Here is a 25,981-nt window from a genome sequence, read left to right on the forward strand (position 1 = left end):
AAGAAGCGAAAGCTTCTAGGAGATGTTCTCTTTTTTGCCAAGATCTTAGGTCGGGTTTAGTTTACCAGAGTAGAAAAAATTCAAATAAGCCCAAAAGAAAAAACAAGAACCTCTCTAAATGGGGTTCTTTTGCTTGTTGCCAATTTTAATATGTTACAAAAAAATCTCCATATTACAGGGGGCAGACAGTTTTGTTAAATAGGTCGAAAAAGGCTTTTTTCTTAGAAAAATTATGGTAAGATGGTTTTCGTATCATGAATGATTAGGAAGGTGCATTTTACATATGAAAATGAATAAGAAATTACTTTTGGCTTCAACTGTTGCTTTGTCAGCATTGCCTTTGTTGACAACGCGAGCTGAGGAGCAGCCACAAAACTGGACTGCCAGAACAGTTGAGCAAATTAAAGCGGATATTACGAGTAATGAAAACCAACAAACTTACACTGTTCAATATGGAGACACTTTGGGAAATATCGCTCAAGCGATGAACATTGACCTTGTTGATTTGGCTAAAGTCAATCAAATTGCCAATGCTGACTTGATTTTCCCAGGTACTGTTTTGACCATTATAACAAATGGCCACAACGAAATTGCCTCTGTAGAAATCCAAAGCTACCAAGCAGGGAATAATGCAGGATTGGTAACGGAAGATTATACAGCTAGCGAGATTTTTGGTACTGAACAAGCCGCTCCAGCGGCACCGGCTCAAGCAGCAGAAACTCCAGCTCCGGCTGTTGAGGAAGCTGTTGCAGCTCCAGCAGACCAAACACCAGTGCCTGCTGAAGAAGCTCCTGCCCCAGTAGCAGAAGTTGCAAGTGAAGCAGCCCCAGCTGCGGAAGCAAATACAGCCGCTCCTGTAGAGGCAGCACCACAGCCAGTAGTTGCTGCAAGTCCAGAAGCTCCAGCAGAGGCGGCTCCAGAAGCTACTGAATTAGGCCAAGACCAAGTCAGTCAAGCAACTGCCGCTGTTGAGCCAACAACTTACAATGCTCCAGCTGTAACAGATGCTGCTAGCATTACAACTAACAATCCTGCTAATGAAGGTCTTCAGCCACAAACTGCAGCTCTGAAAGAAGAGATAGCAGCTAAATATGGAATTACAGAATTTAGTCTCTACCGCCCAGGTGATAGTGGAGATCATGGTAAGGGCTTGGCGGCTGACTTTATCGTCGGTGACAATACTGAATTAGGAAACCAGGTCGCAGCTGATGTTACTTCTAACATGACTGAAAGAGGCATCTCTTACGTTATTTGGCAGCAACAGTTCTATGCACCATTTGAAAGCATTTATGGACCAGCTAATACTTGGAACCAAATGCCAGACCGTGGTAGCGTGACTGAAAATCATTACGACCACGTTCACGTATCTATGAATGAATAAGATGAAAACAAGCCCAGAAATGGGCTTTTTCTGATATTCTCTGTGAAAAAGCGAGAATTTTCTGATAAATTTTGGTATAATAAAGCGAACTATAGATAAAGGATGAGAGAGAATGACCTTAGTTTATCAATCAACACGCGACGAAAAGAATAGAGTAACAGCCAGCCAGGCGATTCTGCAAGGTTTGGCGACAGACGGCGGGCTCTTTACGCCCACTACCTATCCGCAGGTCGATTTGGACTTTGCCAAGCTCAAAGACGCTTCTTATCAGGAAGTAGCCAAGCTGGTTTTGTCTGCATTTTTGGATGATTTTTCTGAAGCGGAGCTGGACCACTGTATCAACCATGCCTACGACAGCAAGTTTGATGATGCGGCGATTGCTCCCTTGGTCAAGCTGGATGGTCAGCACAATCTAGAGCTTTTCCACGGAGCGACCATTGCCTTCAAGGATATGGCTTTGTCCATCCTGCCTCATCTGATGACAACTGCAGCTAAAAAGCACGGGTTGGAAAACAAAATTGTTATTCTGACAGCGACTTCTGGCGACACAGGCAAGGCAGCTATGGCAGGCTTTGCGGATGTTCCTGGGACTGAGATTATCGTCTTTTATCCCAAAGATGGTGTCAGCAAGGTCCAAGAGCTGCAAATGACGACACAGACAGGTGCTAATACGCATGTCGTTGCCATTGATGGCAACTTTGACGATGCCCAGACCAATGTCAAGCACATGTTCAACGACACAGACCTACGAGCTCGTCTCTTGGAGCACAAATTCCAGTTTTCATCAGCCAACTCCATGAATATCGGCCGTTTGGTGCCGCAGATTGTCTACTATGTCTATGCTTATGCTCAGCTAGTGAAGACGGGAGAAATCACAGCAGGAGACAAGGTCAACTTTACCGTTCCGACAGGGAACTTTGGTAATATCTTGGCGGCCTACTATGCCAAGCAAATCGGTCTGCCAGTTGGCAAGCTAATCTGCGCATCAAATGAAAACAATGTCCTGACAGACTTCTTCAAGACTCAGGTTTATGACAAGAAGCGGAGCTTTAAGGTGACGTCTAGTCCGTCCATGGATATTCTGGTTTCCTCTAACTTGGAGCGCTTGATTTTCCATCTGTCTGGTGACAGCGCTGAGAAAACAGCAGCCTTGATGGCGGCTCTGAATGAGCATGGACAGTATGAACTGACGGACTTTGACGCTGATATTTTAGAGCTCTTTGCGGCTGATTATGCGACAGAGCAAGAAACAGCTGCTGAAATCAAGCGGGTCTATCAAGCATCTAATTACATCGAAGACCCTCATACTGCCGTTGCGTCTGCTGTCTATCAAAAATATCTGGCAGAGACAGGTGATCAGCGCAAGACTGTTATCGCGTCTACCGCTAGTCCCTATAAATTCCCAGTCGTGGCTGTTGAGGCTGTGACTGGTCAAACAGGACTCAGTGACTTTGAGGCTTTGGACCAACTGCACGCACTTTCTGGCGTAGCCTTGCCACCAGCTGTGGATGGCTTAGAAACAGCCCCAGTGCGCCACAAAACGACGGTCGCTGCAGACCAAATGCAGGCAGCAGTCGAAGATTATTTGGGATTATAAAAAACAAAAACATCAGCTTATTCATTGGCTGATGTTTTATAATCTATTTTAACACAATCAACTGCTTGCCAGCTAGGCTGTAACTGTCAGCTAGTGGTACAATTGGTTTTTGGGCATCGATGGCTGGGTACTGGAGATGCAATCTTTGCTTGTTTTTATTTTCGTAGTCAGCCTCTTGGTTGCCAAAGTTGATGACGATTGTCATACTTTCTTTCCTGTCTTGAATTTTGTACTCCAATAAACTGTCTGTCAGCCAGTTGACCTGACAGGCTTGCTTGATAGCGGCGCTGGTTTTTAGATGCAGCAGCGGATGTGCTCTGCGAAAGGCAATCAGCTTTTTAAGAAAAGCAATATCCTCTGTGTAATGCAGGGAGCGCAGCCAGTCTAGTTTATTGATTTCGTCAGGCATATTGTAGGTGTTGTCAATCAGATTTTTAGTCCGGAAAAATTCCTGACCGCTGTGGATAAAAGGTACGCCCTGGGCCAGTAGAACGAGATGGAGAGCCAGCCGCGAATTGGCCAGCCGATCCCGCAAGGTGATAGCAGGGTTGACGATATCAAAGTAATCAAAAACCGTTGCATTGTCATGGCACTCCACATAATTAATAGCCTGCTGGGGCGCTATGAAGTGAGCCTCGCCTTTTAGTCCGACATTGGCTGTCAGGACGTTTTCAAGCTGACTGGCAGGAGTCTTGCTCTCGATTTGCCGGCCTTGAGCGATGGTCTGCTTGAGACTGTCACGGAAATGATCGCTGAAAAACCCATAATCTGGCAGCTGGGAAGCATTGTACTGATGGGCCAATTGCTCACTTGCCAGCCCAGTATCCATCTGCCAGCCTTCGCCGTAGAGGTAGATGTTAGGATAGAGCGTCTTGAGTTCGTCAGCTATCTGCTGCATGGTTTGGATATCTAAAATCCCCATCAGATCAAAGCGGAAACCGTCAAAGCCATAGATGCTGACCCATTGCTTGACCGACTGCTTGATATAGCGGCGAACCATGGCCTTCTCACTGGCTACATCATTGCCGCAGAAGGTTCCGTTGGTCCGGTAGCCCATGTCATTGAGCCGGAAAAAATAGCCGGGCACGATTTTTTCAAAAGCATAGCTGTTGGCATCATAGACATGATTGTAGACCACGTCCATGATAACGCTGATATCAGCATTGTGGTAGGCAGTAATGGCTGCCTGCAGCTCTAAGATGCGGGCATAAGGGTTTCGTGGATTGCTGGCAAAACTGCCATCTGGGACATTATACTGGACAGGGTCGTAGCCCCAGTTGTAGACGAGCTCAGGATGCTTTTCATCAACGCTGCCAAAGTCGTAGACAGGCATGAGCTGCACGTGGCTGATACCTAGCTCTTTCAGATAGTCCAGACCGAACTTCTGACCGTGGACGACTGGAGATTCGCTCAGCGAGGCAAACTTCCCAGGATAGGAGAAACCAGCTTCTTTCTGCGTAGAGAAATCACGGACGCTCATTTCATAAATGACGGCTTCTGTCGGATCCAACTGTGTTTTCGCTCGTTTGATAGGCTTTTTAATCTTGTCTAGATTGATGACATAGCTGTTGCCCGAATTAACATCTGAGGATAGGGCGTAGGGATCATGGACTTCTACCCACTTGCCATTGATCTTATGGAGATAAGAATAGGAGGCTCCCTCTAAATCTCCCTCAATGCGGGCATGCCAGACTCCCTTATCCAGACGCTTGAGATGGTGAACCTGGTCTTTGAGATGCAGGAGGACTTTTTCGGAAATCGGCGCCCAGAGTTTGAAATCGGTGGCTTGGGGACTGTATTGAGCTCCCAAATCGTCGCCTGCATAGTCAAAAATTTCATCGAAAATAGGCTTTTTCACGATATGGCGGTACTGCAGGTCAGTATGGTTGCGATCCTGGTCATAGACCTTGTAGGACTGCGTCAGGTCAATGGGCTCATTAGCCGACACGGTGTAGATAATCCGCTCTTCCTGATTGTTGATATTTTTGATGGTCAAAGGGCTGGAGCTGTGCTTGTCTTCCAGTGTAAAGTGGATGGAGTAGGCTTCAAAGCTCTTTTCCAGTTCGATGGTGATGATATTTTCGTCATCTAAATAGGCTTGAAAAATACGAAAAGCCATGTTTTTCCTCTTTCTTTGTCAGTTTCTATTCGTGTAATTGTTTTGAGTTTAGGCTCTTCCCTAGGTTAGGACAAGGCCGTTCTGTGAATCGTTGATGAATGAGCAAAAGCACTCGGATTAGCGAGTGCTGATGCTATGCGGGATCAACTGGCGATAGCAGATTTGCTTGTCCTCTTTATTGTCCTTGATAATTTGGAAGAGGGTCCGGAAAGACTCTTTCCCAAGCTCGAGGGCATTGATATCGATATAGGCATCCACATCAATGCGCGGTTTGAGAGAATCAAAGGTGATAATGGGAATCTGGTAGTCCTGATCTTTGAGATAGTGCAGGGCTCCTTCTGCTACCAAGGTATCAGAGGTCACGATGGCTTCAATCTCGTCCAGCGGCAGCTCCTCCATAATCTTGTAACTGTTGTCTTCCAGAAGGAAACCGAAGGCAAATTTGATAATGCGTTCATCCAAAGACCGTTCTGCTTCATTCAGAGCTTGCTTGTAGCCTGTGTAACGATCCTGAGAAACGACCAGCTCCTTATTCCCGGCTAGAAAGGCAATTTTCTGATAGCCCTTGTCAAGGAAATATCTGGTCGCGTCATAGCCAGCCTTGATATTGTCATTGTCCACCAGAGAGATGAAAGGTGAGACAGCTTTCCCTAAGATGAGGAAAGGGAAGTTGTTTCTAACTGCAAAGTCGACCAAAGGATCGTCCTGTTTAGAATAAAGGAAGATCAGTCCGTCAACTCGCTTGCCCAAAATCATCTGCTTCATATTTTCTAAGCGGTGCTCTTCATCTTGCCCAGTGCTGATCTGGATGGCATAGTCATAGTCAGAAGCGATTTGAGAAATCCCCCGCAATACAGTTGGGAAGAAAGGGTTTTGATAGAAGACATCTGAGTCGTCCGGTAGGACCAAGCCGATGACCTGGCTGGATTGGCTGACCAGACTTCTGGCATTGAGATTGGGATGATAGTCCAGTTCCTTCATAGCAGCACGGACCCGTTTTTTGGTTTCTTCACTGATGGTTGATTTGTTTTGTACAACGCGGGTCACAGTAGAGGGCGACACGCCTGCTAGTTTTGCGACTTCTTTGATAGTAACTCGCATAAAAACCTCCTAAAGGCCTGCATTTGCTGGAAATCCTTTCTATAACATCAACTATTTTAAATCTACTAGTAGAAGCACTTGCTTTCTATGAGTCATGCAAACCTATGCTCGAAATAGCTATCGTAACCAGTGATTTTGCTTAACTATGATGGTCGAAAAAACAAGTATGAAGCAGTTTCTCCGCAAACGCAAACGTTTTCTGTTTGTAAGAACATTTTAACACAAAAAGAGAACGCTTGCAAGAAGAGAAAAACGGCAAATAATTGGGGCTGTAGGAGAGTCCTAAAAGAGCATTATATCCATTAACCAATAAATTGAAAAAAATCTCAAAAACCCCTTGCACTAAAAAAAAAATAGGTTATAATCAAGTCGACGCAAACGTTTGCATTAAGTAAAAATGAAAAGGCGTAGAGGAAAAAATAACGAGGTGACAAAATGAAAAAACGTCAAAGCGGTGTGCTCATGCACATTTCATCCCTTCCGGGCAAGTACGGTATCGGATCTTTTGGCCAAAGTGCTTATGATTTTGTAGACTTCTTGGTTCGCACCAAGCAGCGCTATTGGCAGATTTTGCCACTGGGAACGACCAGTTATGGTGATTCTCCTTATCAGTCTTTCTCTGCTTTTGCGGGGAATACCTACTTTATCGATTTTGATATTCTGATAGAAGAGGGTTTGCTGGATGAGGCGGATGTTAAGGGAGCTGATTTCGGAGATGATCCTAAAAAAGTAGATTATGCAAAGATTTTTGATGCTCGCCGTCCAATCATGGAAAAAGCAGTAGCTCGTTTCTTGAAAGCAGATGATCTGTCTGACTATGAGAGCTTTGTAGAGCAAAATGCAGCTTGGCTGGAAGTTTTCGCTGAGTACATGGCTATCAAGGAGCATTTTGATAATCTAGCTTGGACAGAGTGGCCGGATGAAGCGATCCGTCGCCGTGACGCTGCTAGTCTCGCTTCTTATCGTGAGAAGCTGGCTGACAAGCTGACCTACCATCGTGTAACTCAGTATCTCTTCTTTAAGCAGTGGTTAAGATTAAAAGCCTATGCTAATGAACATCATATCGAGATTGTCGGTGATATGCCAATCTATGTGGCAGCTGACAGTGCTGATGTGTGGGCACAGCCGCACTTCTTTAAGACAGATGCTGTTGGCAAGCCGACCTGTGTGGCAGGATGTCCGCCAGATGAATTTTCAGAAACTGGCCAGCTTTGGGGCAATCCTATCTATGACTGGGAAGCTATGGATAAGGATGGTTATGCTTGGTGGATTGAACGCCTGCGTGAAAGCTTCAAGATTTACGACATTGTTCGTATCGACCACTTCCGCGGCTTTGAGTCTTACTGGGAAGTACCTGCTGGCTCAGAAACATCTGCTTCTGGTAAGTGGGTCAAAGGTCCAGACTACAAGCTCTTTGCAGCGGTTAAGGAAGCCTTGGGTGATTTGAATATCATCGCAGAAGACCTAGGCTTTATGACGGACGAAGTGATCGAGCTGCGCGAGCGTACTGGTTTCCCAGGAATGAAGATCTTGCAATTTGCCTTCAATCCTGATGATGAAAGCATCGACAGTCCGCATCAGGCGCCAAACAACTCAGTCATGTATACCGGAACCCATGATAACAATACTGTTTTGGGCTGGTACAAGGATGAGATTGATGACGCTACTCGCCAGTACATGGCACAGTACACCAACCGTAAGGAGTACGAAACAGTACCTCATGCAATGCTGCGCACAATCTTTGCTTCAGTCAGCTTTATGGCCATTGCGACCATGCAAGACCTGCTGGAATTAGATAGTGCAGCACGGATGAACTATCCATCCACAATTGGTGGCAACTGGACTTGGCGGATGACAGCTGAAGAGCTGAATCCAATCGTCGAAGGCGAGCTTTACAGCTTGACTAAGACTTACCGTCGTATGAATACCGATTTAATTAACGAATAAAGAACAGCCGAATCAGGCTTGAAGGGATTAATCATGTCAAACTTACAAACTTATATCAAAAATACTTATTCAAAAAATCTTGCTGATTGCAGCAACGAAGAACTTTACCTGGCTCTTTTGAACTACACTAAATTAGCCAGCGCTCAAAAGCCAGTCAACACTGGTAAGAAAAAACTCTACTACATCTCAGCTGAATTCCTGATTGGTAAACTCTTGTCTAACAACTTGATCAACCTTGGACTTTACGATGATGTGAAGCAAGAACTGGCAGATGCTGGTAAAGACTTGATCGAGGTAGAAGAAGTTGAGTTGGAGCCGTCTCTGGGTAACGGAGGCTTGGGCCGTCTGGCTGCCTGCTTCCTGGACTCTATTGCGACCTTGGGTCTTAATGGTGATGGTGTAGGACTGAACTACCACTTTGGTCTCTTCCAACAGGTTTTGAAAAACAACGAACAGACAACAATTCCTAACTTCTGGCTGACTGAGCAAAACTGGTTGGTTCGCTCTAGCCGCAGCTACCAAGTGCCATTTGCTCACTTCACTCTGACATCTACTCTTTATGATATTGATGTGCCAGGTTACAAGACAGAAACTAAGAACCGTCTTCGTCTCTTTGATTTGGACTCAGTGGATGCGGATATCATCACAGACGGTATTGACTTCGATAAGACAGATATCGCTCGCAACTTGACCCTCTTCCTCTATCCAGACGATAGTGACAAGCAAGGGGAATTGCTCCGTATCTTCCAGCAGTACTTCATGGTTTCAAATGGCGCTCAGCTGATTATTGACGAAGCCATTGAAAAAGGCAGCAACCTGCACGATTTGGCAGACTATGCTGTCATCCAAATCAATGATACCCACCCATCTCTGGTTATCCCAGAAATGATTCGTCTCTTGACTGAGCGTGGTTTGGATATGGATGAAGCAATTGCCATCGTACAGAAGATGACTGCTTATACGAACCACACAATTCTAGCTGAAGCTCTTGAAAAATGGCCTCTGGAATTCTTGAAAGAAGTAGTACCGCACCTGGTACCAATCATCAAAGAGCTTGACAAGCGTGTGAAAGCTAAATACACAGATCCAGCAGTGCAAATCATTGATGAAGACGATCGTGTGCACATGGCTCACATGGATATCCACTACGGATACAGTGTCAATGGGGTTGCTGCTCTGCATACAGAAATCCTGAAAAACTCTGAGCTCAAGGCTTTCTACGATATCTACCCTGAAAAATTCAATAACAAGACCAACGGTATTACTTTCCGCCGCTGGCTCATGCATGCTAACCCACGCCTGTCTCACTACCTAGATGAGTTGTTGGGCCGCGACTGGCACCATGACGCAACTAAGCTTGAAGGCTTGTTGGAATTCACTGGCGCTGCAAATGTTAAAGAAAAATTGGAAGGCATCAAGGCTCACAACAAGCGTAAATTGGCTCGTCACTTGAAGGAAGCACAAGGTGTGGAAATCAATCCAGACTCTATCTTTGATATCCAAATCAAGCGTCTGCATGAGTACAAGCGCCAACAAATGAACGCTCTGTACGTTATCCACAAGTATCTGGACATCAAGGCTGGCAACATTCCTGCTCGTCCAATCACTGTCTTCTTCGGTGGTAAGGCTGCTCCTGCTTACACAATTGCACAGGACATCATCCACCTCATTCTTTGCTTGTCAGAAGTGATTGCTAATGACCCTCAAGTGGCTCCGCATCTGCAAGTAGTTATGGTAGAAAACTACAATGTTACAGCGTCTAGCTTCTTGATTGCAGCTGGTGACATTTCTGAGCAGATTTCCCTGGCTTCCAAGGAAGCATCTGGTACTGGTAACATGAAGTTCATGCTTAACGGTGCCTTGACTCTTGGTACTATGGACGGAGCAAACGTTGAGATTGCAGAGCTAGTCGGCGAAGACAACATCTACATCTTCGGTGAAGATTCTGAGACTGTTATTGACCTCTACGCAAAATCTGCTTACAAGTCTAGTGAGTACTATGCACGCGAAGCTATCAAGCCATTGGTTGACTTTATCGTCAGCGATGAAGTCTTGGCAGTCGGTAAAGCTGAACGCTTGGAACGTCTTTACAATGAACTGATCAGCAAGGACTGGTTCATGACCTTGCTGGATCTAGAAGACTATATCCAAGTGAAGGAGCGTATGCTGGCGGACTACGAAGACCGTGATGCTTGGATGGACAAAGTCATCGTCAATATCGCCAAAGCTGGATTCTTCTCATCTGACCGTACTATCGCTCAATACGAAGAAGAAGTATGGCACTTGAACAGCTAATATAATTTGAATCAAAACAAAAGCCGAGACAGCAGTGTTTCGGCTTTGATTTTTTAGTCGAAGAAATGAATAAGGATTTAGCTATTGTGTGGGCTTCTGAAAAGATGAAAACCTCTTGGCCTTGTCAGCTTTTTCTTTTCGGTGTATAATAAGTGAAAATATTTCTTTACAGGAGGCGTTCATGAAAAAGAAACCAATTTATCTTTATGTTTTGCTGGGCTTGTCAGCAATCGGAACTTTACTGGGAGTATGGAGCCGTTTTTTCTCCAAGTTTTCTGAGGTAGATTATACACAAATCGGTTTCTCAAAAGAGTTGAGTGATCAGACAAATCAGTTTAATAGACTTTATTTTGAATTTCTTCGTAATGGAATGAATATGATTATTTTTTTCGTTATGACGGCTCTGTTAATAGCATCTATCGTCTTTTTGGTTAGAAAAAATCTGCAGATGGCTAATATTAGCTATATCGTTTATATACTAGTCAGTTTGTTATCTCAAGTTTACGTCTATATTTCATCGAAAGGGATTGTTGGCAAGGTATTTACAAGCCCTGAGAACATTGCGACGCATTCAAACAGCCTTCTTTTAGGAACAGTGCTGGGCTTTATTATCAGTTTAATTTATCTTTCCATCGTCGTCTTTAAGCTAATCCAGCAGCAAAAAGAGGCTGAAAAAGCGGAACTAGCTGCAAACGAATAAAATTTGACAAATAACAGATAAGTGCTTACAATTTTAAGAAGCAATATCTGTTATTTTTTAGAATGGAGAGTAAAATGACAAAGGTTTCCTTGGTTTACATCAGCCTGAGCGGCAATACAGAGAGTTTCGTCCGTCGGCTGACAGACTATTTGCTGGAGCAGCATCCAAGCCTAGAAGTAGAGAAGATTCATATCAAAGACCTGGTAAAGGAAGGGCGGCCCTTTTTTGAAATGGACAATCCTTTCATCGCTTTTCTGCCGACTTATCTGGAGGGCGGTAATGGTGTGGACAATGGCGATGTAGAAATTCTGACAACCGATGTGGGGGACTTTATCGCCTATGGTCAGAATGCCAGCAAGTGTCTGGGCGTCATTGGCAGTGGCAATCGTAACTTTAACAACCAATACTGTCTGACAGCCAAGCAATATTCAGAGCGCTTTGGTTTTCCAGTTTTGGCTGATTTTGAAATGCGCGGCATGTTGGGAGACATTAAGAAGGTTGCGGGCATTATTGAGGAGCTCTATCACATTGAAAAAAACGAAAACCAGTGAGGTTTTCGTTTTTTTGGCTCTATAATTGTGGGAAAAAGTCCCGTAAGACTTATAATGCAAAGCAACAAAACCATCATTAGAAAGAATCTTATGGAACAGTTAAATTTTATCACAAACTTACTGGGAATAAAGGACCGAAACATTACTATTTTGGATTATGTGGACATTGGACCGTATAAAGAAATCATCACTTGGATTAACGTTCCCATCATTAATACGAGATGAATTATCTCTTATCTCTGTACTGATATTATAATCTGTATTTTTAAACTTTTCTGCCAAACCATTCAAAAAAGTATTATATTTGCTGACTGTTTCACCTAAAATGGTACCTGTATAACGAATAAGAGCCGTACAATCATTTAATTTAGTACCAGTATCATCAATAATAGCTTCATTCGCATGAATATCACTAACTTCGTTTGATATACTTGTTACAGTTCCATTCAGCTGATCCGGTTTTATATTAATTGTCATTTTTCCCTCCTTTATTCATCTGGATGCGCTTGTTTCCAAGTCTGATATTCCGCATAGTTGTGAATGGCATAATCTGTCCTATGCCCCTTCTCACTTGCATAAACTGTTAAATCTTCTCCGCCGGCAGGTGCAAACCAGTGAAGAGAGGTGTTAAACCACTCTTCCACGCTGACCGACTCTGGCCGAGGATAAATAGCATAGTCATCTATATAAATTTTATTCCATAGAGTTGGCTCTTCCACAAAAAGATTCAAATTCCTAGCCGCATTATTATCTCTATCCCCACCATTAAATGCGATACTCGAACTACCATATAAATTATAACTTTGTAGTATATTAAATAAGCTAGTATCCAGAATAGGATCTTTATAATAATAATAATAATACTCCCATCCTGAACTGGCAGGTCTAGAATTTGATGTTTCATAAAAGTTTTTCAAAGGAAGAGGAAGGCCTTCTATACGCCCTGTAGCCAAGTTCAAACCTACATACTCATCCACTTCCTTCTTTTCATCATCAGAGGTCAAAATCAGAACAGCCCAGTCCCTACCTTCATAAGTTACGGCATCAATTAGCATCCTTTCTAATTTTGAACCTTTTTTATACTTATCTATTGCCTCGTAAAGATCATATTCTCGGCGTTTAAAGTTTTGATTAAGGTCCAAAGATACTAACTTTGCTTCATATCCTCGTTTTTTTCTTGGCGGAATATCCTCTCTTTTATATGTGGTGATTTTTGTATCCACCATATAATTCTGATTTACTTTAACTCCTATAGGCGCAACTACAAATTGCCCTTTATCACCAATCAAAATCGGAGAACTATCTTTCAGACGATCCCAACGTGTTGAGAACTGCCTGTAGTATGCCTCTTCTTTAGCTTTAGCTTCCTTTTTCTGATAGTTTTGATAAGCCTGATAGCCCCAAAAAGAGAGTAGAACACTAATCAATAGGATTAAAATCCAGATGTATCTTTTGACAAACCTATTCTTGTTGTTCATCTGCTTGCCTCCTTATTGCTTTGAATATTAAAAAGGGGAGGACTAAGAAGTCCTCTCCAGGATATGACTTTTTGGCAACCCACTACAGTTGACAAAGAGACCTTTTTTGTTCTAAATTAAGCTTACATCTTTTCTGGCGCTTCTACTCCCAGCAGACGCAAAGCTTCTTTGAGGACAACAGCTGTTGAGTAGCTGAGAGCCAGACGGCTGTCGCGCTCAGGGCTTTCATCCAGAATCCGTGTGTGCGCATAGTATTTGTTAAAGGCTTGAGCCAGACTGATAGCGTATTTGGCAATCAGAGATGGTTCATAGTTATCAGCAGCACGCTTGACAACGCGACCGAAGTCTTGGAGCAGCTTGATAATTTCCCAGCTTTCTGGATCGTTTAGGCTGTATGTAGCCTCTGCATCAGGCTGGAAGTTCGCCTTGCGCAGGATAGACTGGATACGAGCATAGGCATACTGGATGTAAGGGCCTGTTTCTCCCTCGAAGGAAACCATAGCTTCCAGATCAAAGTCGTAACCATTGCGGCGGTCGGTTTTGAGGTCGTAGAACTTAACTGCTCCGACTCCAACTGCTCGAGCAACAGCTTCCTTGTTTTCCAATTCTGGGTTTTTAGCTTCAATCTGGCTCTTAGCCCGGCTGATAGCTTCCAGCAGAGTTGGTTCGAGAAGGATGATATTTCCTTTACGTGTAGACAGTTTTTGACGGTTCTTAGTCACCAGTCCGAAGTCAACGTGAATCATGTCATCGCTCCAGTCAAAGCCCATCTTTTTCAGAACGGCCTTGAGTTGTCTGAAGTGGTTGGCCTGCTCTTGACCTACAACATAGACATTTTTGACAAAGTTGTAAGTGCGAGCCCGGTAGATGGCTGTAGCGATATCCCGTGTGATGTAGAGGGTAGCACCGTCTGATTTTTTAATCATAGCAGGCGGAAGGTTAAAGTCTTCCAAGTCTACAATGCTAGCTCCTTTTGATTCCTGTAAAAGTCCTTTTTCTTCGAGGATTTGAATCCCTTCGTCCATCTTATCGTTGTAGAAGGCTTCACCATTTAGACTGTCAAATTCGACACCTAGGAGTTCGTAGATACGGTTGAATTCTGTCAGACTTTCGTCTCGGAACCATTGCCAGAGCTCAGTTGCTTCTGGGTCACCGTCTTCCAGCTTCTTGAACCAAAGGCGGCCTTCTTCATCCAGAGATGGGTCGTTTTCAATCTCGGCATTGATACGCACGTAGAGTTTGAGGAGCTCGTCAATAGGGTTAACTTCAACAGCTTCCTGGCTTCCCCACTTCTTATAAGCTACCATCAAGAGGCCAAACTGTTTGCCCCAGTCTCCCAAGTGGTTGATTTTGATGGTGTTGTAGCCAATCTTGCGGAAGATGTTGGAAAGAGCGTCACCGATAACAGTAGAGCGCAAGTGGCCGACTGAGAAAGGCTTGGCAATGTTTGGGCTGGATAGATCAATGGTGATATTCTGATTATTTCCTTCGTTTTGCTGGCCATAGTCAGCTCCGTCTTTGATGACTTCTTTGATAACTTGGCCAGAAATTTCAGCCTTGCTGAGGAAAAAGTTGACATAAGGACCAGTCGCAACGACTTTATCAAAATGCGCTGTATCAATCTTTTCAGCGATGTCAGTAGCGATGATTTGAGGAGCTTTGCGCTCAGTCTTTGCCAGAGAAAAGGCTGGGAAGGCGATATCGCCAAGTTCAGAGCTCTTTGGCTGCTCCAATAAATTTAAAATAGCGTCTTGATCAAGGCTGTCAATAATCTTGGCCAATTCGCCGGCAATCAACTGTTTGTTATCCATATTTGCTCCTTTGTGTCTTTTGTTATTATTTTATCACATTTTTCAAGGAATCTTCAATTTTTTTGGGAATAATTTTTGGGCTAATAGGAATTTTTCTGATATAATAAGAGGGATAAGAACTTGTATTTATAGATGGGCTTTTCATCTAAATGCTTCCTTCTCTGTTACTCTTCGTTAAAGTTTTTTGTTTATTCTCAGTATTCCTGCAAATCTTTGCCTAGATTGATGGAGAAGCAGTTTTTCATCGGATGGAGTATTCTTTATGAATGCAGCTTCTAAATATTCAACAATGAGGTAAAAATGAGAAAGAATGACCGTCATCAGTTAGTCAAAACGATGATTAAGGAAGAAAAGCTAGGAACGCAAAAGGAGATTCAAGATCGTCTGGAACCACAAGGGATATATGTGACGCAGACTACCCTGTCGCGTGACCTCCGTGAAATTGGTCTGACCAAGGTTAAGAAGAAGGGCCTGACTTATTATGTTTTGGCGCATGAGACTGAAGAGATTGATTTTATAGAATTTTTAGCCAAGCATGTGGAGAGTGTGGCCAGGGCAGAGTTTAGTCTGGTTCTTCGTACTGGCCTAGGAGAGGCCACAGTGCTGGCCAATGTCGTGGATAACTCGTTCGATAGCCGTATTCTGGGAACCGTTGCGGGTGCCAATACTCTTTTAGTGGTTTGCCGGGATCAGGCAGCTGCTCAGGAGATTGAGGAGCAAATACAGGAAGTGATGTAAGAGTCACAGTTTTTTCAGGAAAAATGGAGAGGTTTGAGACGGAAGTCCTGACCTCGTTTGTTTTTAGAAAGGATAGAGATGGCAGTAGAAAAGTTATCGCCAGGCATGCAGCAGTATTTGGATATCAAAAAGGACTATCCAGATGCTTTCTTGCTCTTTCGGATGGGGGATTTCTATGAGTTGTTTTATGATGATGCGATCAATGCCGCCCAGATTTTAGAGATTTCTCTCACCAGCCGCAATAAAAATGCAGAAAATCCCATTCCCATGGCTGGAGTTCCCTATCATTCGGCTCAGCAGTATATTGATGTTTTGGTCGAGTCAGGCTATAAGGTAGCGATTGCGGAGCAGATGGAAGATCCCAAGGAAGCCAAGGGAGTTGTTAAGCGGGAGGTCGTTCAGGTTATCACACCGGGGACGGTGGTGGACTCCAGTAAGCCGGACTCTGCGAATAACTTTCTGGTGGCTTTGGATTACTCGGATAGCCTCTATGGTCTGGCTTATATGGACTTGGTGACCGGTGAGTTTCAGGTGACTAGTTTAGAGGACTTTAGCCTGGTCTGCGGGGAAATCCGCAATTTGAAAGCTAGGGAAGTGGTGCTGGGCTATACCTTGCCAGAAGCTGAGGAGCAGGTCTTGGCTGGGCAGATGAATCTTTTACTGTCCTATGTACAGACGGCCTTGGACGATGTCCAGCTGCTGGGCGAGGAGCTGTCTCCGATGGAACGTCAGGCAGCAGGGAAATTGCTGGAGTATGTGCACCGGACTCAGATGAGGGAGCTCAGTCATTTGAAGAAGGCCCAGCATTATGAAATCAAGGACTTTCTGCAAATGGATTATGCCACTAAGGCGAGTCTGGATTTGACAGAAAATGCTCGTTCGGGCAAGAAGCACGGCAGTCTTTATTGGCTGATGGACGAGACTAAGACGGCCATGGGGGGGCGCATGCTGCGCTCTTGGATCCAGCGGCCGCTGATTGATGAAGCGCGAATTAGCCAGCGGCAGAATGTCGTCGAGGTTTTTCTGGATCATTTCTTTGAGCGGAGTGATTTGACGGAGAGCCTCAAGGGAGTCTATGATATCGAGCGGCTGGCTAGTCGGGTGTCTTTTGGCAAGACCAATCCCAAGGATCTGCTGCAGTTGGCAGCAACATTGGTCAATGTGCCTCAGATTAAGGCTATCCTGCAAGGAATCGGCAGCTCGCATCTAGCTCGTTTGATTGAGGGATTGGATCCTATTCCAGAGTTGGCAGGTTTGATTAGCTCAGCCATTTCGCCGGATGCACCCCATATCATTACTGAGGGAAATATTATTCGGACCGGTTTTGATGAGACCTTGGATCAGTATCGGCTTGTGCTGAGGGAGGGGACTGGATGGATTGCAGAGCTGGAAGTCAAAGAACGTGCTAACAGCGGCATCAGCAATCTGAAGATTGATTACAACAAAAAAGATGGTTATTATTTCCATGTGACCAATTCCCAGTTGGCTCATGTGCCTAGTCATTTCTTCCGCAAGGCGACCCTGAAAAATTCTGAGCGTTTCGGAACGGAGGAGCTGGCTCGGATTGAGGGAGAGATGTTGGAGGCGCGTGAAAAATCTGCTAATTTGGAATACGAGATTTTCATGCGGATTCGCGAGGAAGCTGGCAAATACATCCAGCGCTTGCAGGCCTTGGCACAAACGCTGGCAGCTGTAGATGTACTGCAGAGCTTTGCTGCGGTAGCGGAGCAACTACATTTGGTGCGCCCCGTCTTTACTGCAGAGCGCTGTCTGCAGATTGAAAAAGGTCGGCATGCTGTTGTGGAAAAGGTCATGGGTGCCCAAAGCTACATTCCAAATAGTATTCTGCTGGACCAGGAAACGGACATCCAGCTGATTACCGGGCATAATATGAGCGGGAAATCAACTTATATGCGCCAGCTGGCTATCATCGTTATTATGGCACAGATGGGCTCTTATGTGCCTGCTCAGTCTGCCAGTCTGCCGCTATTCGATGCGATTTTCACTCGCATCGGTGCAGCAGATGATCTGGTGTCCGGCCAGTCCACCTTTATGGTGGAGATGATGGAGGCCAATCGGGCCATTCGACAGGCCAGCGAGCGTTCGCTCATTCTCTTTGATGAGCTGGGCCGTGGAACGGCGACTTACGATGGGATGGCGCTGGCTCAGGCTATTATTGAGCATATTCATCATTATACTGGAGCCAAGACCCTCTTTGCCACTCACTATCATGAGTTGACAGCCTTGGAGGATAGCTTGGAGCATTTGGAAAATGTCCATGTGGCAACCTTGGAAAAGGACGGGCAGGTGACTTTCCTGCATAAGATTGAGCCGGGTCCGGCTGACAAGTCCTACGGGATTCACGTGGCGAAAATTGCCGGTCTTCCTGAGAAATTACTGGAGCGGGCGGATAACATTTTGAGTCATTTGGAGAGTCAGGATACAGGACTAGGCTCAGAGCTTCCTACCGAATCCAGACAAAAACGGTCACAAGTGGCGGAGCAGATGTCTCTTTTCGCAGAAGGAACGGAAAATCCAATCCTGACTGAACTCCGAGACTTGGACATCTACAATATGACTCCCCTGGAAGTCATGGCAGCAGTGGCCGAGCTCAAGAAGAAGTTGTAAAAATAAAGAACAGACTTGTTAATGCCTCAAGTCTGCTCTTTTTATTTCTCACGATTTGCCAGACAAACCGCTATTGATTTTTTGAATGTTGCGGTAAGTGCGGTAGTAGATGGCACCTAAAATGATTAGATAGATGAGGGTGAATTCCCCGACGGCAGTCAGTGTCAGGTTAAGTATTTTTTCTCTTGGGAAAAATCCAGCTAGGTTAGCTAAAAGTGCAAAGGTCAGAATCATCACACCATAGTGGCTGACAACGGAGCGCAGGATGCTCCAGTCTCTTTGAAAGAAGCTTCCGCTCCATCTGAAAATAGCTCCCATGATAAACCAGATAAGCATGCAGTAGAGCATGATGAGGGAAACATGGACATGCTGGATCAAAAAGAAGTGGCCGGTAGGAGAGCGAGGATGAAGCGGTAGATAAGCTGGATTGTAAAAATAAGAAACAATCATGGAGAAGAAGAGACCGATGAAAATCCCTCCAATCCCTCCGAAAAAGAGTTCTTTAATACGAGTTTTCATAATTTCAACCTTTCTTTAATGGATTTGAGATAACGGCGGGACGAGTAAGTCTGATCGCCGTTTTTCAGAAATATTTGAATCAGACCATTTGGAGTCAGCTTGAGGTGGCTGATTTGTCGGCTATTGATAATCTCCGACTGAGAAATCTGCAGAAAATAGTCCGGCAGGACCTGCAGTAACTGATAAAGAGCTTGTTGAGCTCGATAGCTGTCTTTTGCTGTTCGAACCCGAACCTGACGGTTTTCTGTATAGATTTGGTGGATTTCCTCAGCGTCTAGTAAGTAGATTTCGTCTTCTTTCTTGACATGGATCTTGTCCTCTTTATCCAGATGTTGCGCAAAGTGGACCAATTCCTGAATGCTTTCAGTCATGAGACGAGCCTCAATGCTGACGGAGTCTTCGGTAACTTGAGAATTAATTCTTAGCTTAACTTTCATAACTTCCTCCTTTCACCTTTATTAAACCGCAACATGGCAGAGAAAACAAGCCCTTTTGCCTATGTGGCAGCTATTTGTGTCTATCTGGTTTGGCTTGTGAGCAGAATGGTCGAGAAAGGCTGCCTTCTGATAGAAAGAGCCCAATGTGTTATAATAGATAGCAGAACAAATACGGAGAAAAAGATGTCAAAAATTATCGAACTTCCAGAAATTCTAGCCAATCAGATTGCGGCCGGTGAAGTCATTGAGCGGCCTAGCAGTGTGGTCAAGGAGCTGGTGGAAAATTCAATTGATGCGGGTGCAAGCCAGATTACCATCGAAATTGAGGAGGCCGGACTCAAGAGCATTCAGGTAACGGATAATGGCGAAGGCATAGCCCACGAAGATGTTCCTCTGGCCCTTCGACGCCATGCTACCAGTAAAATCAAGAAGCAGGCGGATCTCTTTCGGATTCGGACATTGGGTTTCCGTGGTGAGGCCATTCCTTCCATTGCTTCTGTTTCGCGTTTTACCATTGAGACAGCGACTGAAGCCGGCCAGCACGGGACTCTGCTGGTTGCGCAGGGTGGCGAGATTGAAGAGCATGAGCCTACCAGCAGTCCGGTGGGAACGAAAATCAAGATAGAAGATCTCTTCTTTAATACTCCAGCCCGGCTCAAGTATATGAAGAGCCAGCAGGCTGAGCTGTCCCATATCGTTGATGTGATTAATCGGCTTAGTCTGGCCCATCCGGAAGTGGCTTTCACCCTTATCAGTGACGGCCGCGAAATGACACGGACTGCCGGCAGTGGCAATCTGCGTCAGGCTATTGCAGGCATCTATGGTCTGGCAACAGCCAAGAAAATGGTGGAAATCTCTGCTTCAGATCTGGACTTTGAAGTGAGCGGCTATGTCAGCCTACCTGAGCTGACTCGTGCGAATCGGAATTATATTACGATTCTCATCAACGGTCGCTACATTAAGAATTTCCTGCTTAATCGTGCTATTTTGGACGGCTACGGCAGCAAGCTGATGGTAGGCCGCTTTCCACTAGCGGTCATCAATATTCAGATTGACCCCTATCTGGCTGATGTCAATGTCCATCCGACAAAGCAAGAGGTGCGGATTTCTAAAGAACGCGAACTCATGGCCTTGATTTCGCAAGCCATTGCGACCAGTCTCAAGGAGCAGGATCTTATCCCAGATGCTTTGGAAAATCTGGCCAAATCAACTGTTAAGCGTGCAAATAAGTCTGAACAGACCAGCCTCCCGCTGAAAGAAAATCGCCTCTACTACGATAAGGAGCAGAATGACTTTTTCCTCAAGCCACAGGTGGCCGAGCAACAACTATCCTTTGAAGAATCAGCGGAGCCTGTTCATGAAGCGACAGACGAAAAAGCAGAACCGCCACAATCAACTTCGGTCAAATTTGCAGAGAGAAAGCCAGTTAGCTATGACCAACTAGACCATCCAGAGCTTGATCAGGTCAGTCTGGAGCGGGCTGTGGATAAGTTGGAACAGGAAGAGAAGTCAAGCTTCCCAGAGTTAGAATATTTCGGCCAGATGCATGGTACCTATCTCTTTGCTCAGGGCAAGGGCGGTCTTTACATTATTGACCAGCATGCTGCCCAAGAGCGGGTCAAGTATGAGTATTATCGGGAGAAGATTGGGGATGTGGACAATAGCCAGCAACAGCTCTTAGTGCCCTATATCTTTGAATTTCCAGCGGACGATATGCTGCGAATCAAGCAGCGGATGGGGCTGTTAGAAGATGCTGGCATCTTTTTAGAAGAGTACGGAGCCAATCAGTTTATCCTCCGTGAGCATCCCATTTGGTTCAAGGAAGAGGAGATTGAAGCAGGTATCTATGAGATGTGTGATATGCTTCTCCTGACCAAGGAAGTTTCTATCAAGAAATATCGAGCAGAGCTGGCCATTATGATGAGCTGCAAACGCTCCATCAAGGCCAATCACAGTCTGGATGACTACTCTGCGCGTGACTTGCTCTTTCAGCTGTCCCAGTGTGACAATCCTTACAACTGCCCACACGGCCGACCGGTCTTGGTCAACTTTACCAAGTCGGATATGGAAAAAATGTTCCGCCGCATTCAGGAAAATCACACTAGCCTGCGGGAGTTGGGGAAATACTAAACTTTATAGAAGATCAAACAGCCCTAGTCATAGAACTAGAGCTGTTTTGAGTTTTTGAGCTGAACTTGCGTTCCAGCAAGCAAATCAGCTGGATGGCGTTTGTCCTTGCGAAGCAGTCCCATCAGCAGAAAGATCAAGAAGAGAATACCTGCTGAAGTTGACAAGAAAATTGACAGGGCATCTGCTTGATAAGCACTACGGATAGCTCCCATATGTCCCAGCTGCCAAGGGAAAAACTTGATAGCAGAGCGCAAAAAGCTGTGGGAAAGGCTCCTATGTTTGTAAACCAACTGTAAACCTGCCCAGCGCTTGCCAAAACTTCCTTTTCGATAGTCTAGCCAAGCAAAGATAACAGTTAGAGGCAGGACAGAGGTAGAAAAAGCCAGAAGCTGGCTCTGGGATTCAGTGAATGTAGGAATATCTCCTAGAACTAGATTGTAAAAGCCCATAGCTAGTAAAAAAAGAGCAATGAGGTAGCCCGAAATGAAGAGCCAGTCTCCAAGCAGCTCTTTCAGACGAGTTTTGACAGGTATGGGATTGTCAGTTTTTAGTTTCATCTTGAGCACCTTCTTTCTTAGAATCCTCATCAAGGTCTATAACCTTGTCCAGATACTTTTTCTTAATCTTTAGCGCCTTGTTAATAGCCATTGCGGATGCGATTAAGAGGAAAAAGGTCAACCAGACCAGGGCAGTGAATTTTGCTGGAAAGCTAGAACCTGCGAAAAAGAGAAAGATAGCCAGGGCTGATACAAAAATATACAAAACCTGCCAGAAGCCATAAGATTTCACTTCTTTGTAGTAGCGATCTTTTTCGTCTTCTGAGAGGACGGGTTTTAGTTCCGCCTTGTCGCTGTCTTCTAAAAGCAGATAATCTGTCGTCACTTGGAAAATCTTGCTCAGTTCTACAATTTTTTCGAGTTCTGGCAGCGCTTGGCCAGACTCCCACTTAGAAATGCTCTGGCGAGAGACATTGATTTGTTCAGCCAGTTTTTCTTGTGACCAGCCTTTTTCTTTTCTTAGTTCAAATAATTTATCAGCGAGTTTCATCGTGACAGCCTCCTTTTCTTTGCTAATTCTATCCTAACAACTTTTAGTTATCTTGAGAATACAGCTTCCTGTACATTTTGTCAACCACCGGTTGCACTTCTATTTGCAGTTTCCAGACAGAAAATATGATATACTAGATAGGCAAAATGATACAACAAGAAGGAAGATTATGTACGAATATTTTAAAGGAATCATCAGTAAAATCACAGCCAAGTACATTGTATTGGAAGTCAACTCTATCGGCTATATTCTTCATGTGGCCAACCCCTATGCTTACTCAGGTCATCTCCATCAGGAAGCCAAGGTCTATGTCCACCAGGTGGTGAGAGAAGACGCGGAGCTCCTGTACGGTTTTGCGACCGAGGAGGAGAAGCAGCTCTTTCTCAGCTTGATTTCAGTCTCAGGTATTGGCCCAGTGTCTGCCCTAGCTATTATTGCGGCGGATGATAATGTTGGCTTAGTGCAAGCCATTGAGCAGAAAAACATCACCTATCTGACCAAGTTTCCTAAGATTGGCAAGAAGACGGCCCAGCAGATGGTGCTGGACTTAGAAGGCAAGGTAGTGGCGGCAGATGGTCAAGCAGAAAGCAAGGCGCCCGTCCAGACTGCGGATAATCAAGAGCTTGAAGAAGCCATGGAAGCTATGCTGGCTCTGGGATACAAGGCTGCTGAGCTCAAGAAAATCAAGAAATTCTTTGAAGGCACAACTGATACAGCTGAAAACTATATCAAGTCAGCTCTCAAGATGTTGGTGAAATAGGAGAAAGCTATGACCAAACGCTGCGGCTGGGTAAAAATGAACAACCCCTTATATGTGGCCTATCATGATGAGGAGTGGGGCAAGCCTCTCCATGATGATCAGAAATTATTTGAATTGCTCTGCATGGAGACTTATCAGGCTGGACTTTCTTGGGAGACCATTCTGAATAAACGTCAGGCTTTTCGGGAAGCTTTTCATTTCTATGATGCCCAGAAAATTGCTCAGATGACGGATGCGGATCTGGATGATTTGTTGGGCAATCCCGACATCATCCGTAACAAGATGAAAATTTATGCAACTAGGGCTAATGCCCAAGCTTTTTTGGCTGTTCAAAAGCAGTTTGGCTCTTTTAATGACTATATCTGGTCCTTTGTAGATTTCAAAACGATTGACAATGAAATTTTGGACTACGAGGAAGCGCCAGCCAAGACAGAGCTGTCAGAAACTATGTCCAAGGCGCTGAAAAAGCAAGGCTTCAAATTTGTCGGTCCCGTTTGTGTCTATTCATTCCTAGAAGCCGCTGGCCTTATCAATGACCACGAAAATGATTGTGACTGGAAGTAGAACGATGAAAACAAGAAAATTCCAGCTTATTTTTATTTCTCTATATACCATTTTATTTCTAGGTAGAGGTTTGCAGTTTATTGGACAACAATGGCTGAATTATCTGCTTCATTACCTTATTGTTGATAAACAAATGAAAACCTAGAGGCTCAAAGCTCTCTAGGTTTTTTTGTTATTCTCTTTATATCCTCATTCTCCTTTCTGCATCCAAATCTTTTCCTTGATAAAGATGCGTAATTCATAGAAAAGCATAAAGAGGGTGGAGATGAGGAAGCCAGCCATAAAGATATGGTGCAAGTAAGCGAAGGCACCAATATAAACCAAGATGGAAAAAAGGTAGAGGATGACTAAATAATGCCATTTCTTAGCCTTACTGTCTTCGATGACCTTTTTCTCCAAGCGCCCATCCTCCTTGATGAGTGTGCCCAGGCTGATATCAAACTCCCGACTGATAGCGATGAGGTTTCCAATATCAGGGATACCTTTTTCACTTTCCCAGCGAGCAATGGCAGAGCGGGAAACCTTGAGCCTTTCCGCCAAGGCCTCCTGAGTGAGTTGATTTTGTTGACGAATGTCTTTGAGCACTTGTGAAATTTTCATGATGATCTCCTTTCTTCAAATAAAATTATTTAGATGATTTCCTTTTTTCATCTTTATTATAAAAATAATGAAACTATTTGCCAATAGCATTTCCCTAACAATCCAGTTATTCTGCATAACACCAATCCTTTTTAAAAGTTATCCACAGCATGTTGACAAGTTTGTCAAGGAGCTTGACAGCTCTTTTTATTTCTTGAAATGAAAATCAACTTTTTTAAGATTTTTTGTGATAAAATAAAGCCAATTCCGAATTGTAAGGTAGGAGGTTCTATGAAAGCAGAAATTATTGCTGTGGGCACTGAGATTCTGACAGGTCAGATTGTCAATACCAATGCCCAATTTTTATCTGAAAAACTGGCGAGTCTGGGGATTGATGTCTATTTTCAGACAGCAGTGGGGGACAATGAAAATCGCCTCCTCTCTGTTCTAGAAATTGCTAAAGGGCGCAGTAATCTGATTATCCTGACTGGAGGCTTGGGGCCAACAGAGGATGATTTGACCAAGCAGACCTTGGCTAAGTTCTTAAGACGTGAGCTCAATTTTGACTCACAGGCTGTGGAAAAGCTGGATCGCTTTTTTGCTAGTCGACCGGATTATGCCCGAACGCCCAACAATGAGCGTCAGGCCCAGCTGGTCAAAGGCTCGACGCCGTTACCAAATGCGACCGGCTTAGCTGTCGGAGGCTTGTTAGAAGCAGACGGAGTGACCTATGTAGTCCTGCCTGGCCCGCCTAGTGAGCTTAAGCCTATGGTTAATAATGAGCTGGTTCCCCTCTTATCCACAGGCCAGAAATTATATTCACGGGTGCTGCGTTTCTTTGGTATCGGCGAGAGTCAGCTAGTGACTATTTTGTCAGAGATGATTGAGCAGCAGAGTGACCCCACCATTGCTCCTTATGCAAAGACAGGGGAAGTTACCCTACGACTGTCCACCAAGGCTCTGAGTCAGGTAGAAGCTGACACCAAGTTTGAGACTGTGGAAAAGGAAATTTTGGAACATAAGACTTTTGAGGGACAGCCCTTGTCAGAGATTTTCTATGGTTACGGGGATGACAATTCCTTGGCACAGGTGGCTTTTGAGTTGCTGAAGAGTCAAGGGAAGACGATTTCGGCGGCGGAGAGTCTGACAGCAGGCCTCTTTCAAGCGACCTTAGCTGATTTTGCTGGAGCCTCTTCCATTTTTTCAGGTGGCTTTGTCACCTACAGCATGGAGGAAAAGAGCCGGATGCTGGATATTCCGTTGGGAGACTTGGAGGAGCATGGAGTTGTTTCAGCTTTTACGGCAGGGAAAATGGCAGAGCAGGCTAGAAAGCTGACCGAAAGCGACTTAGCTGTCAGTTTGACAGGTGTGGCAGGCCCAGATTCACTGGAAGATCATCCTGCAGGGACCGTTTTTATCGGTTTAGCTAGTGCTTCAGGAACGGAAACTATTAAGGTCAATATTGCTGGACGCAGTCGTCGTGATGTGCGGAAAATTGCTGTTCTGCACGCCTTCAACCTAGTACGAAAAACTTTATTAAATAGCTGAATTTTGGTATAATTAACAGATGGCCAAAAGACATTTTAGAAAAAACAGGAG

Annotated in this window: 22 protein-coding genes; 12 read left to right on the forward strand and 10 right to left on the reverse strand. The window is 44.7% G+C overall.

All coding sequences use genetic code 11. The features are described 5' to 3' along the window. Positions 1–283: 283 nt before the first annotated feature. The gene (locus HMPREF9380_RS09930; RefSeq protein ID WP_002931816.1) at positions 284–1,381 is read left to right on the forward strand and encodes a LysM peptidoglycan-binding domain-containing protein; all 1,098 of its coding nucleotides are present in this window, start codon (positions 284–286) and stop codon (positions 1,379–1,381) included. A gap of 112 nt (positions 1,382–1,493) precedes the next feature. Continuing rightward, on the forward strand, positions 1,494–2,978 hold the full coding sequence (thrC, locus tag HMPREF9380_RS09925) for a threonine synthase (RefSeq protein WP_002931817.1): 1,485 nt from the start codon (positions 1,494–1,496) through the stop codon (positions 2,976–2,978). A 43-nt stretch (positions 2,979–3,021) separates the two neighbouring features. On the opposite strand, the gene pulA is transcribed toward thrC, so the two are convergent. Both pulA and HMPREF9380_RS09915 read right to left on the reverse strand, forming a co-directional pair. Continuing rightward, complete coding sequence (gene pulA / locus HMPREF9380_RS09920) at positions 3,022–5,097, reverse strand: type I pullulanase (RefSeq protein WP_002931818.1); 2,076 nt, start codon at positions 5,095–5,097, stop codon at positions 3,022–3,024. Between the two features lie 117 nt (positions 5,098–5,214). Next, positions 5,215–6,198, reverse strand: coding sequence for a LacI family DNA-binding transcriptional regulator (locus HMPREF9380_RS09915; protein WP_002931820.1), 984 nt, complete (start codon positions 6,196–6,198; stop codon positions 5,215–5,217). A 435-nt stretch (positions 6,199–6,633) separates the two neighbouring features. On the opposite strand from HMPREF9380_RS09915, the gene malQ reads away from it, so the two are divergent. The 4 genes from malQ to nrdI all read left to right on the forward strand — a co-directional run bounded on the left by malQ (position 6,634) and on the right by nrdI (position 11,691). Continuing rightward, positions 6,634–8,145 (forward strand): 4-alpha-glucanotransferase, encoded by a 1,512-nt coding sequence (malQ, locus tag HMPREF9380_RS09910; protein ID WP_002931828.1) that lies wholly within the window; start codon positions 6,634–6,636, stop codon positions 8,143–8,145. A 33-nt stretch (positions 8,146–8,178) separates the two neighbouring features. Then, positions 8,179–10,440: a glycogen/starch/alpha-glucan family phosphorylase gene (glgP, locus tag HMPREF9380_RS09905; protein ID WP_002931831.1), complete on the forward strand. Its 2,262-nt coding sequence runs from the start codon at positions 8,179–8,181 to the stop codon at positions 10,438–10,440. Between the two features lie 181 nt (positions 10,441–10,621). After that, on the forward strand, positions 10,622–11,140 hold the full coding sequence (locus HMPREF9380_RS09900; RefSeq protein ID WP_002931832.1) for an ABC transporter permease: 519 nt from the start codon (positions 10,622–10,624) through the stop codon (positions 11,138–11,140). A 62-nt stretch (positions 11,141–11,202) separates the two neighbouring features. Next, on the forward strand, positions 11,203–11,691 hold the full coding sequence (gene nrdI / locus HMPREF9380_RS09895; RefSeq protein ID WP_002931833.1) for a class Ib ribonucleoside-diphosphate reductase assembly flavoprotein NrdI: 489 nt from the start codon (positions 11,203–11,205) through the stop codon (positions 11,689–11,691). Between the two features lie 117 nt (positions 11,692–11,808). Here nrdI and HMPREF9380_RS09890 read toward each other — a convergent pair whose 3' ends face one another. The 3 genes from HMPREF9380_RS09890 to argS all read right to left on the reverse strand — a co-directional run bounded on the left by HMPREF9380_RS09890 (position 11,809) and on the right by argS (position 14,980). Then, complete coding sequence (locus tag HMPREF9380_RS09890) at positions 11,809–12,168, reverse strand: hypothetical protein (RefSeq protein ID WP_002931834.1); 360 nt, start codon at positions 12,166–12,168, stop codon at positions 11,809–11,811. Between the two features lie 11 nt (positions 12,169–12,179). Further along, positions 12,180–13,169, reverse strand: coding sequence for a hypothetical protein (locus tag HMPREF9380_RS09885; RefSeq protein ID WP_002931835.1), 990 nt, complete (start codon positions 13,167–13,169; stop codon positions 12,180–12,182). 122 nt (positions 13,170–13,291) lie between these two features. Further along, the gene (gene argS, locus HMPREF9380_RS09880) at positions 13,292–14,980 is read right to left on the reverse strand and encodes an arginine--tRNA ligase (RefSeq protein ID WP_002931836.1); all 1,689 of its coding nucleotides are present in this window, start codon (positions 14,978–14,980) and stop codon (positions 13,292–13,294) included. Positions 14,981–15,280: 300 nt separating this feature from the next. Here argS and argR point away from each other — a divergent pair, with 300 nt between their 5' ends. Beyond that, the gene (argR, locus tag HMPREF9380_RS09875) at positions 15,281–15,718 is read left to right on the forward strand and encodes an arginine repressor (RefSeq protein WP_002931838.1); all 438 of its coding nucleotides are present in this window, start codon (positions 15,281–15,283) and stop codon (positions 15,716–15,718) included. A 78-nt stretch (positions 15,719–15,796) separates the two neighbouring features. Continuing rightward, positions 15,797–18,346, forward strand: coding sequence for a DNA mismatch repair protein MutS (gene mutS / locus HMPREF9380_RS09870; RefSeq protein WP_002931850.1), 2,550 nt, complete (start codon positions 15,797–15,799; stop codon positions 18,344–18,346). 48 nt (positions 18,347–18,394) lie between these two features. Here mutS and HMPREF9380_RS09865 read toward each other — a convergent pair whose 3' ends face one another. Further along, the gene (locus HMPREF9380_RS09865; RefSeq protein ID WP_002931851.1) at positions 18,395–18,865 is read right to left on the reverse strand and encodes a DUF3021 family protein; all 471 of its coding nucleotides are present in this window, start codon (positions 18,863–18,865) and stop codon (positions 18,395–18,397) included. Further along, positions 18,862–19,302, reverse strand: a complete 441-nt coding sequence (locus tag HMPREF9380_RS09860; RefSeq protein ID WP_002931853.1) for a LytTR family DNA-binding domain-containing protein — start codon at positions 19,300–19,302, stop codon at positions 18,862–18,864. The genes HMPREF9380_RS09865 and HMPREF9380_RS09860 overlap by 4 nt, the downstream gene beginning before the upstream one ends. Before the next feature lie 183 nt (positions 19,303–19,485). Between HMPREF9380_RS09860 and mutL the strand changes: the two genes are divergently transcribed. Next, positions 19,486–21,432: a DNA mismatch repair endonuclease MutL gene (mutL, locus tag HMPREF9380_RS09855; protein ID WP_032907135.1), complete on the forward strand. Its 1,947-nt coding sequence runs from the start codon at positions 19,486–19,488 to the stop codon at positions 21,430–21,432. Between the two features lie 35 nt (positions 21,433–21,467). On the opposite strand, the gene HMPREF9380_RS09850 is transcribed toward mutL, so the two are convergent. Both HMPREF9380_RS09850 and HMPREF9380_RS09845 read right to left on the reverse strand, forming a co-directional pair. Then, a complete protein-coding gene (locus HMPREF9380_RS09850) occupies positions 21,468–21,989 on the reverse strand; it encodes an RDD family protein (RefSeq protein ID WP_002931857.1) in 522 nt (173 codons plus the stop codon). Further along, on the reverse strand, positions 21,973–22,479 hold the full coding sequence (locus tag HMPREF9380_RS09845; RefSeq protein ID WP_002931862.1) for a helix-turn-helix domain-containing protein: 507 nt from the start codon (positions 22,477–22,479) through the stop codon (positions 21,973–21,975). Before HMPREF9380_RS09845 ends, HMPREF9380_RS09850 begins: the two co-directional genes overlap by 17 nt. A 169-nt stretch (positions 22,480–22,648) precedes the next feature. Here HMPREF9380_RS09845 and ruvA point away from each other — a divergent pair, with 169 nt between their 5' ends. Beyond that, positions 22,649–23,239, forward strand: coding sequence for a Holliday junction branch migration protein RuvA (ruvA, locus tag HMPREF9380_RS09840; RefSeq protein ID WP_032907138.1), 591 nt, complete (start codon positions 22,649–22,651; stop codon positions 23,237–23,239). A gap of 9 nt (positions 23,240–23,248) precedes the next feature. Beyond that, the gene (locus HMPREF9380_RS09835; RefSeq protein WP_002899291.1) at positions 23,249–23,803 is read left to right on the forward strand and encodes a DNA-3-methyladenine glycosylase I; all 555 of its coding nucleotides are present in this window, start codon (positions 23,249–23,251) and stop codon (positions 23,801–23,803) included. Positions 23,804–23,992: 189 nt separating this feature from the next. On the opposite strand, the gene HMPREF9380_RS09830 is transcribed toward HMPREF9380_RS09835, so the two are convergent. Next, a complete protein-coding gene (locus tag HMPREF9380_RS09830) occupies positions 23,993–24,403 on the reverse strand; it encodes a helix-turn-helix domain-containing protein (RefSeq protein ID WP_002931863.1) in 411 nt (136 codons plus the stop codon). Between the two features lie 270 nt (positions 24,404–24,673). On the opposite strand from HMPREF9380_RS09830, the gene HMPREF9380_RS09825 reads away from it, so the two are divergent. Further along, positions 24,674–25,930 carry a competence/damage-inducible protein A gene (locus HMPREF9380_RS09825; protein WP_032907140.1) on the forward strand — a complete coding sequence of 419 codons (1,257 nt, stop codon included), beginning with the start codon at positions 24,674–24,676 and terminating at the stop codon, positions 25,928–25,930. Positions 25,931–25,981: the final 51 nt, after the last annotated feature.

This window comes from Streptococcus sanguinis SK49 (genome assembly GCF_000212815.1).
GTDB lineage: Bacteria > Bacillota > Bacilli > Lactobacillales > Streptococcaceae > Streptococcus > Streptococcus sanguinis_C.

What these genes read in the sequence shown, in the direction of transcription:
- ruvA (WP_032907138.1), top strand. Translation starts at nt 22,649, where the DNA reads ATGTACGAATATTTTAAAGGAATCATCAGTAAAATCACAGCCAAGTAC.
- HMPREF9380_RS09930 (WP_002931816.1), top strand. Translation starts at nt 284, where the DNA reads ATGAAAATGAATAAGAAATTACTTTTGGCTTCAACTGTTGCTTTGTCA.
- HMPREF9380_RS09885 (WP_002931835.1), bottom strand. Translation starts at nt 13,169, where the DNA reads ATGAACAACAAGAATAGGTTTGTCAAAAGATACATCTGGATTTTAATC.
- HMPREF9380_RS09890 (WP_002931834.1), bottom strand. Translation starts at nt 12,168, where the DNA reads ATGACAATTAATATAAAACCGGATCAGCTGAATGGAACTGTAACAAGT.
- mutL (WP_032907135.1), top strand. Translation starts at nt 19,486, where the DNA reads ATGTCAAAAATTATCGAACTTCCAGAAATTCTAGCCAATCAGATTGCG.
- HMPREF9380_RS09845 (WP_002931862.1), bottom strand. Translation starts at nt 22,479, where the DNA reads ATGAAACTCGCTGATAAATTATTTGAACTAAGAAAAGAAAAAGGCTGG.
- HMPREF9380_RS09825 (WP_032907140.1), top strand. Translation starts at nt 24,674, where the DNA reads ATGAAAGCAGAAATTATTGCTGTGGGCACTGAGATTCTGACAGGTCAG.
- argS (WP_002931836.1), bottom strand. Translation starts at nt 14,980, where the DNA reads ATGGATAACAAACAGTTGATTGCCGGCGAATTGGCCAAGATTATTGAC.
- HMPREF9380_RS09915 (WP_002931820.1), bottom strand. Translation starts at nt 6,198, where the DNA reads ATGCGAGTTACTATCAAAGAAGTCGCAAAACTAGCAGGCGTGTCGCCC.
- HMPREF9380_RS09860 (WP_002931853.1), bottom strand. Translation starts at nt 19,302, where the DNA reads ATGAAAGTTAAGCTAAGAATTAATTCTCAAGTTACCGAAGACTCCGTC.
- HMPREF9380_RS09850 (WP_002931857.1), bottom strand. Translation starts at nt 21,989, where the DNA reads ATGAAACTAAAAACTGACAATCCCATACCTGTCAAAACTCGTCTGAAA.
- mutS (WP_002931850.1), top strand. Translation starts at nt 15,797, where the DNA reads ATGGCAGTAGAAAAGTTATCGCCAGGCATGCAGCAGTATTTGGATATC.
- HMPREF9380_RS09865 (WP_002931851.1), bottom strand. Translation starts at nt 18,865, where the DNA reads ATGAAAACTCGTATTAAAGAACTCTTTTTCGGAGGGATTGGAGGGATT.
- thrC (WP_002931817.1), top strand. Translation starts at nt 1,494, where the DNA reads ATGACCTTAGTTTATCAATCAACACGCGACGAAAAGAATAGAGTAACA.
- argR (WP_002931838.1), top strand. Translation starts at nt 15,281, where the DNA reads ATGAGAAAGAATGACCGTCATCAGTTAGTCAAAACGATGATTAAGGAA.
- malQ (WP_002931828.1), top strand. Translation starts at nt 6,634, where the DNA reads ATGAAAAAACGTCAAAGCGGTGTGCTCATGCACATTTCATCCCTTCCG.
- glgP (WP_002931831.1), top strand. Translation starts at nt 8,179, where the DNA reads ATGTCAAACTTACAAACTTATATCAAAAATACTTATTCAAAAAATCTT.
- HMPREF9380_RS09830 (WP_002931863.1), bottom strand. Translation starts at nt 24,403, where the DNA reads ATGAAAATTTCACAAGTGCTCAAAGACATTCGTCAACAAAATCAACTC.
- nrdI (WP_002931833.1), top strand. Translation starts at nt 11,203, where the DNA reads ATGGAGAGTAAAATGACAAAGGTTTCCTTGGTTTACATCAGCCTGAGC.
- pulA (WP_002931818.1), bottom strand. Translation starts at nt 5,097, where the DNA reads ATGGCTTTTCGTATTTTTCAAGCCTATTTAGATGACGAAAATATCATC.
- HMPREF9380_RS09835 (WP_002899291.1), top strand. Translation starts at nt 23,249, where the DNA reads ATGACCAAACGCTGCGGCTGGGTAAAAATGAACAACCCCTTATATGTG.
- HMPREF9380_RS09900 (WP_002931832.1), top strand. Translation starts at nt 10,622, where the DNA reads ATGAAAAAGAAACCAATTTATCTTTATGTTTTGCTGGGCTTGTCAGCA.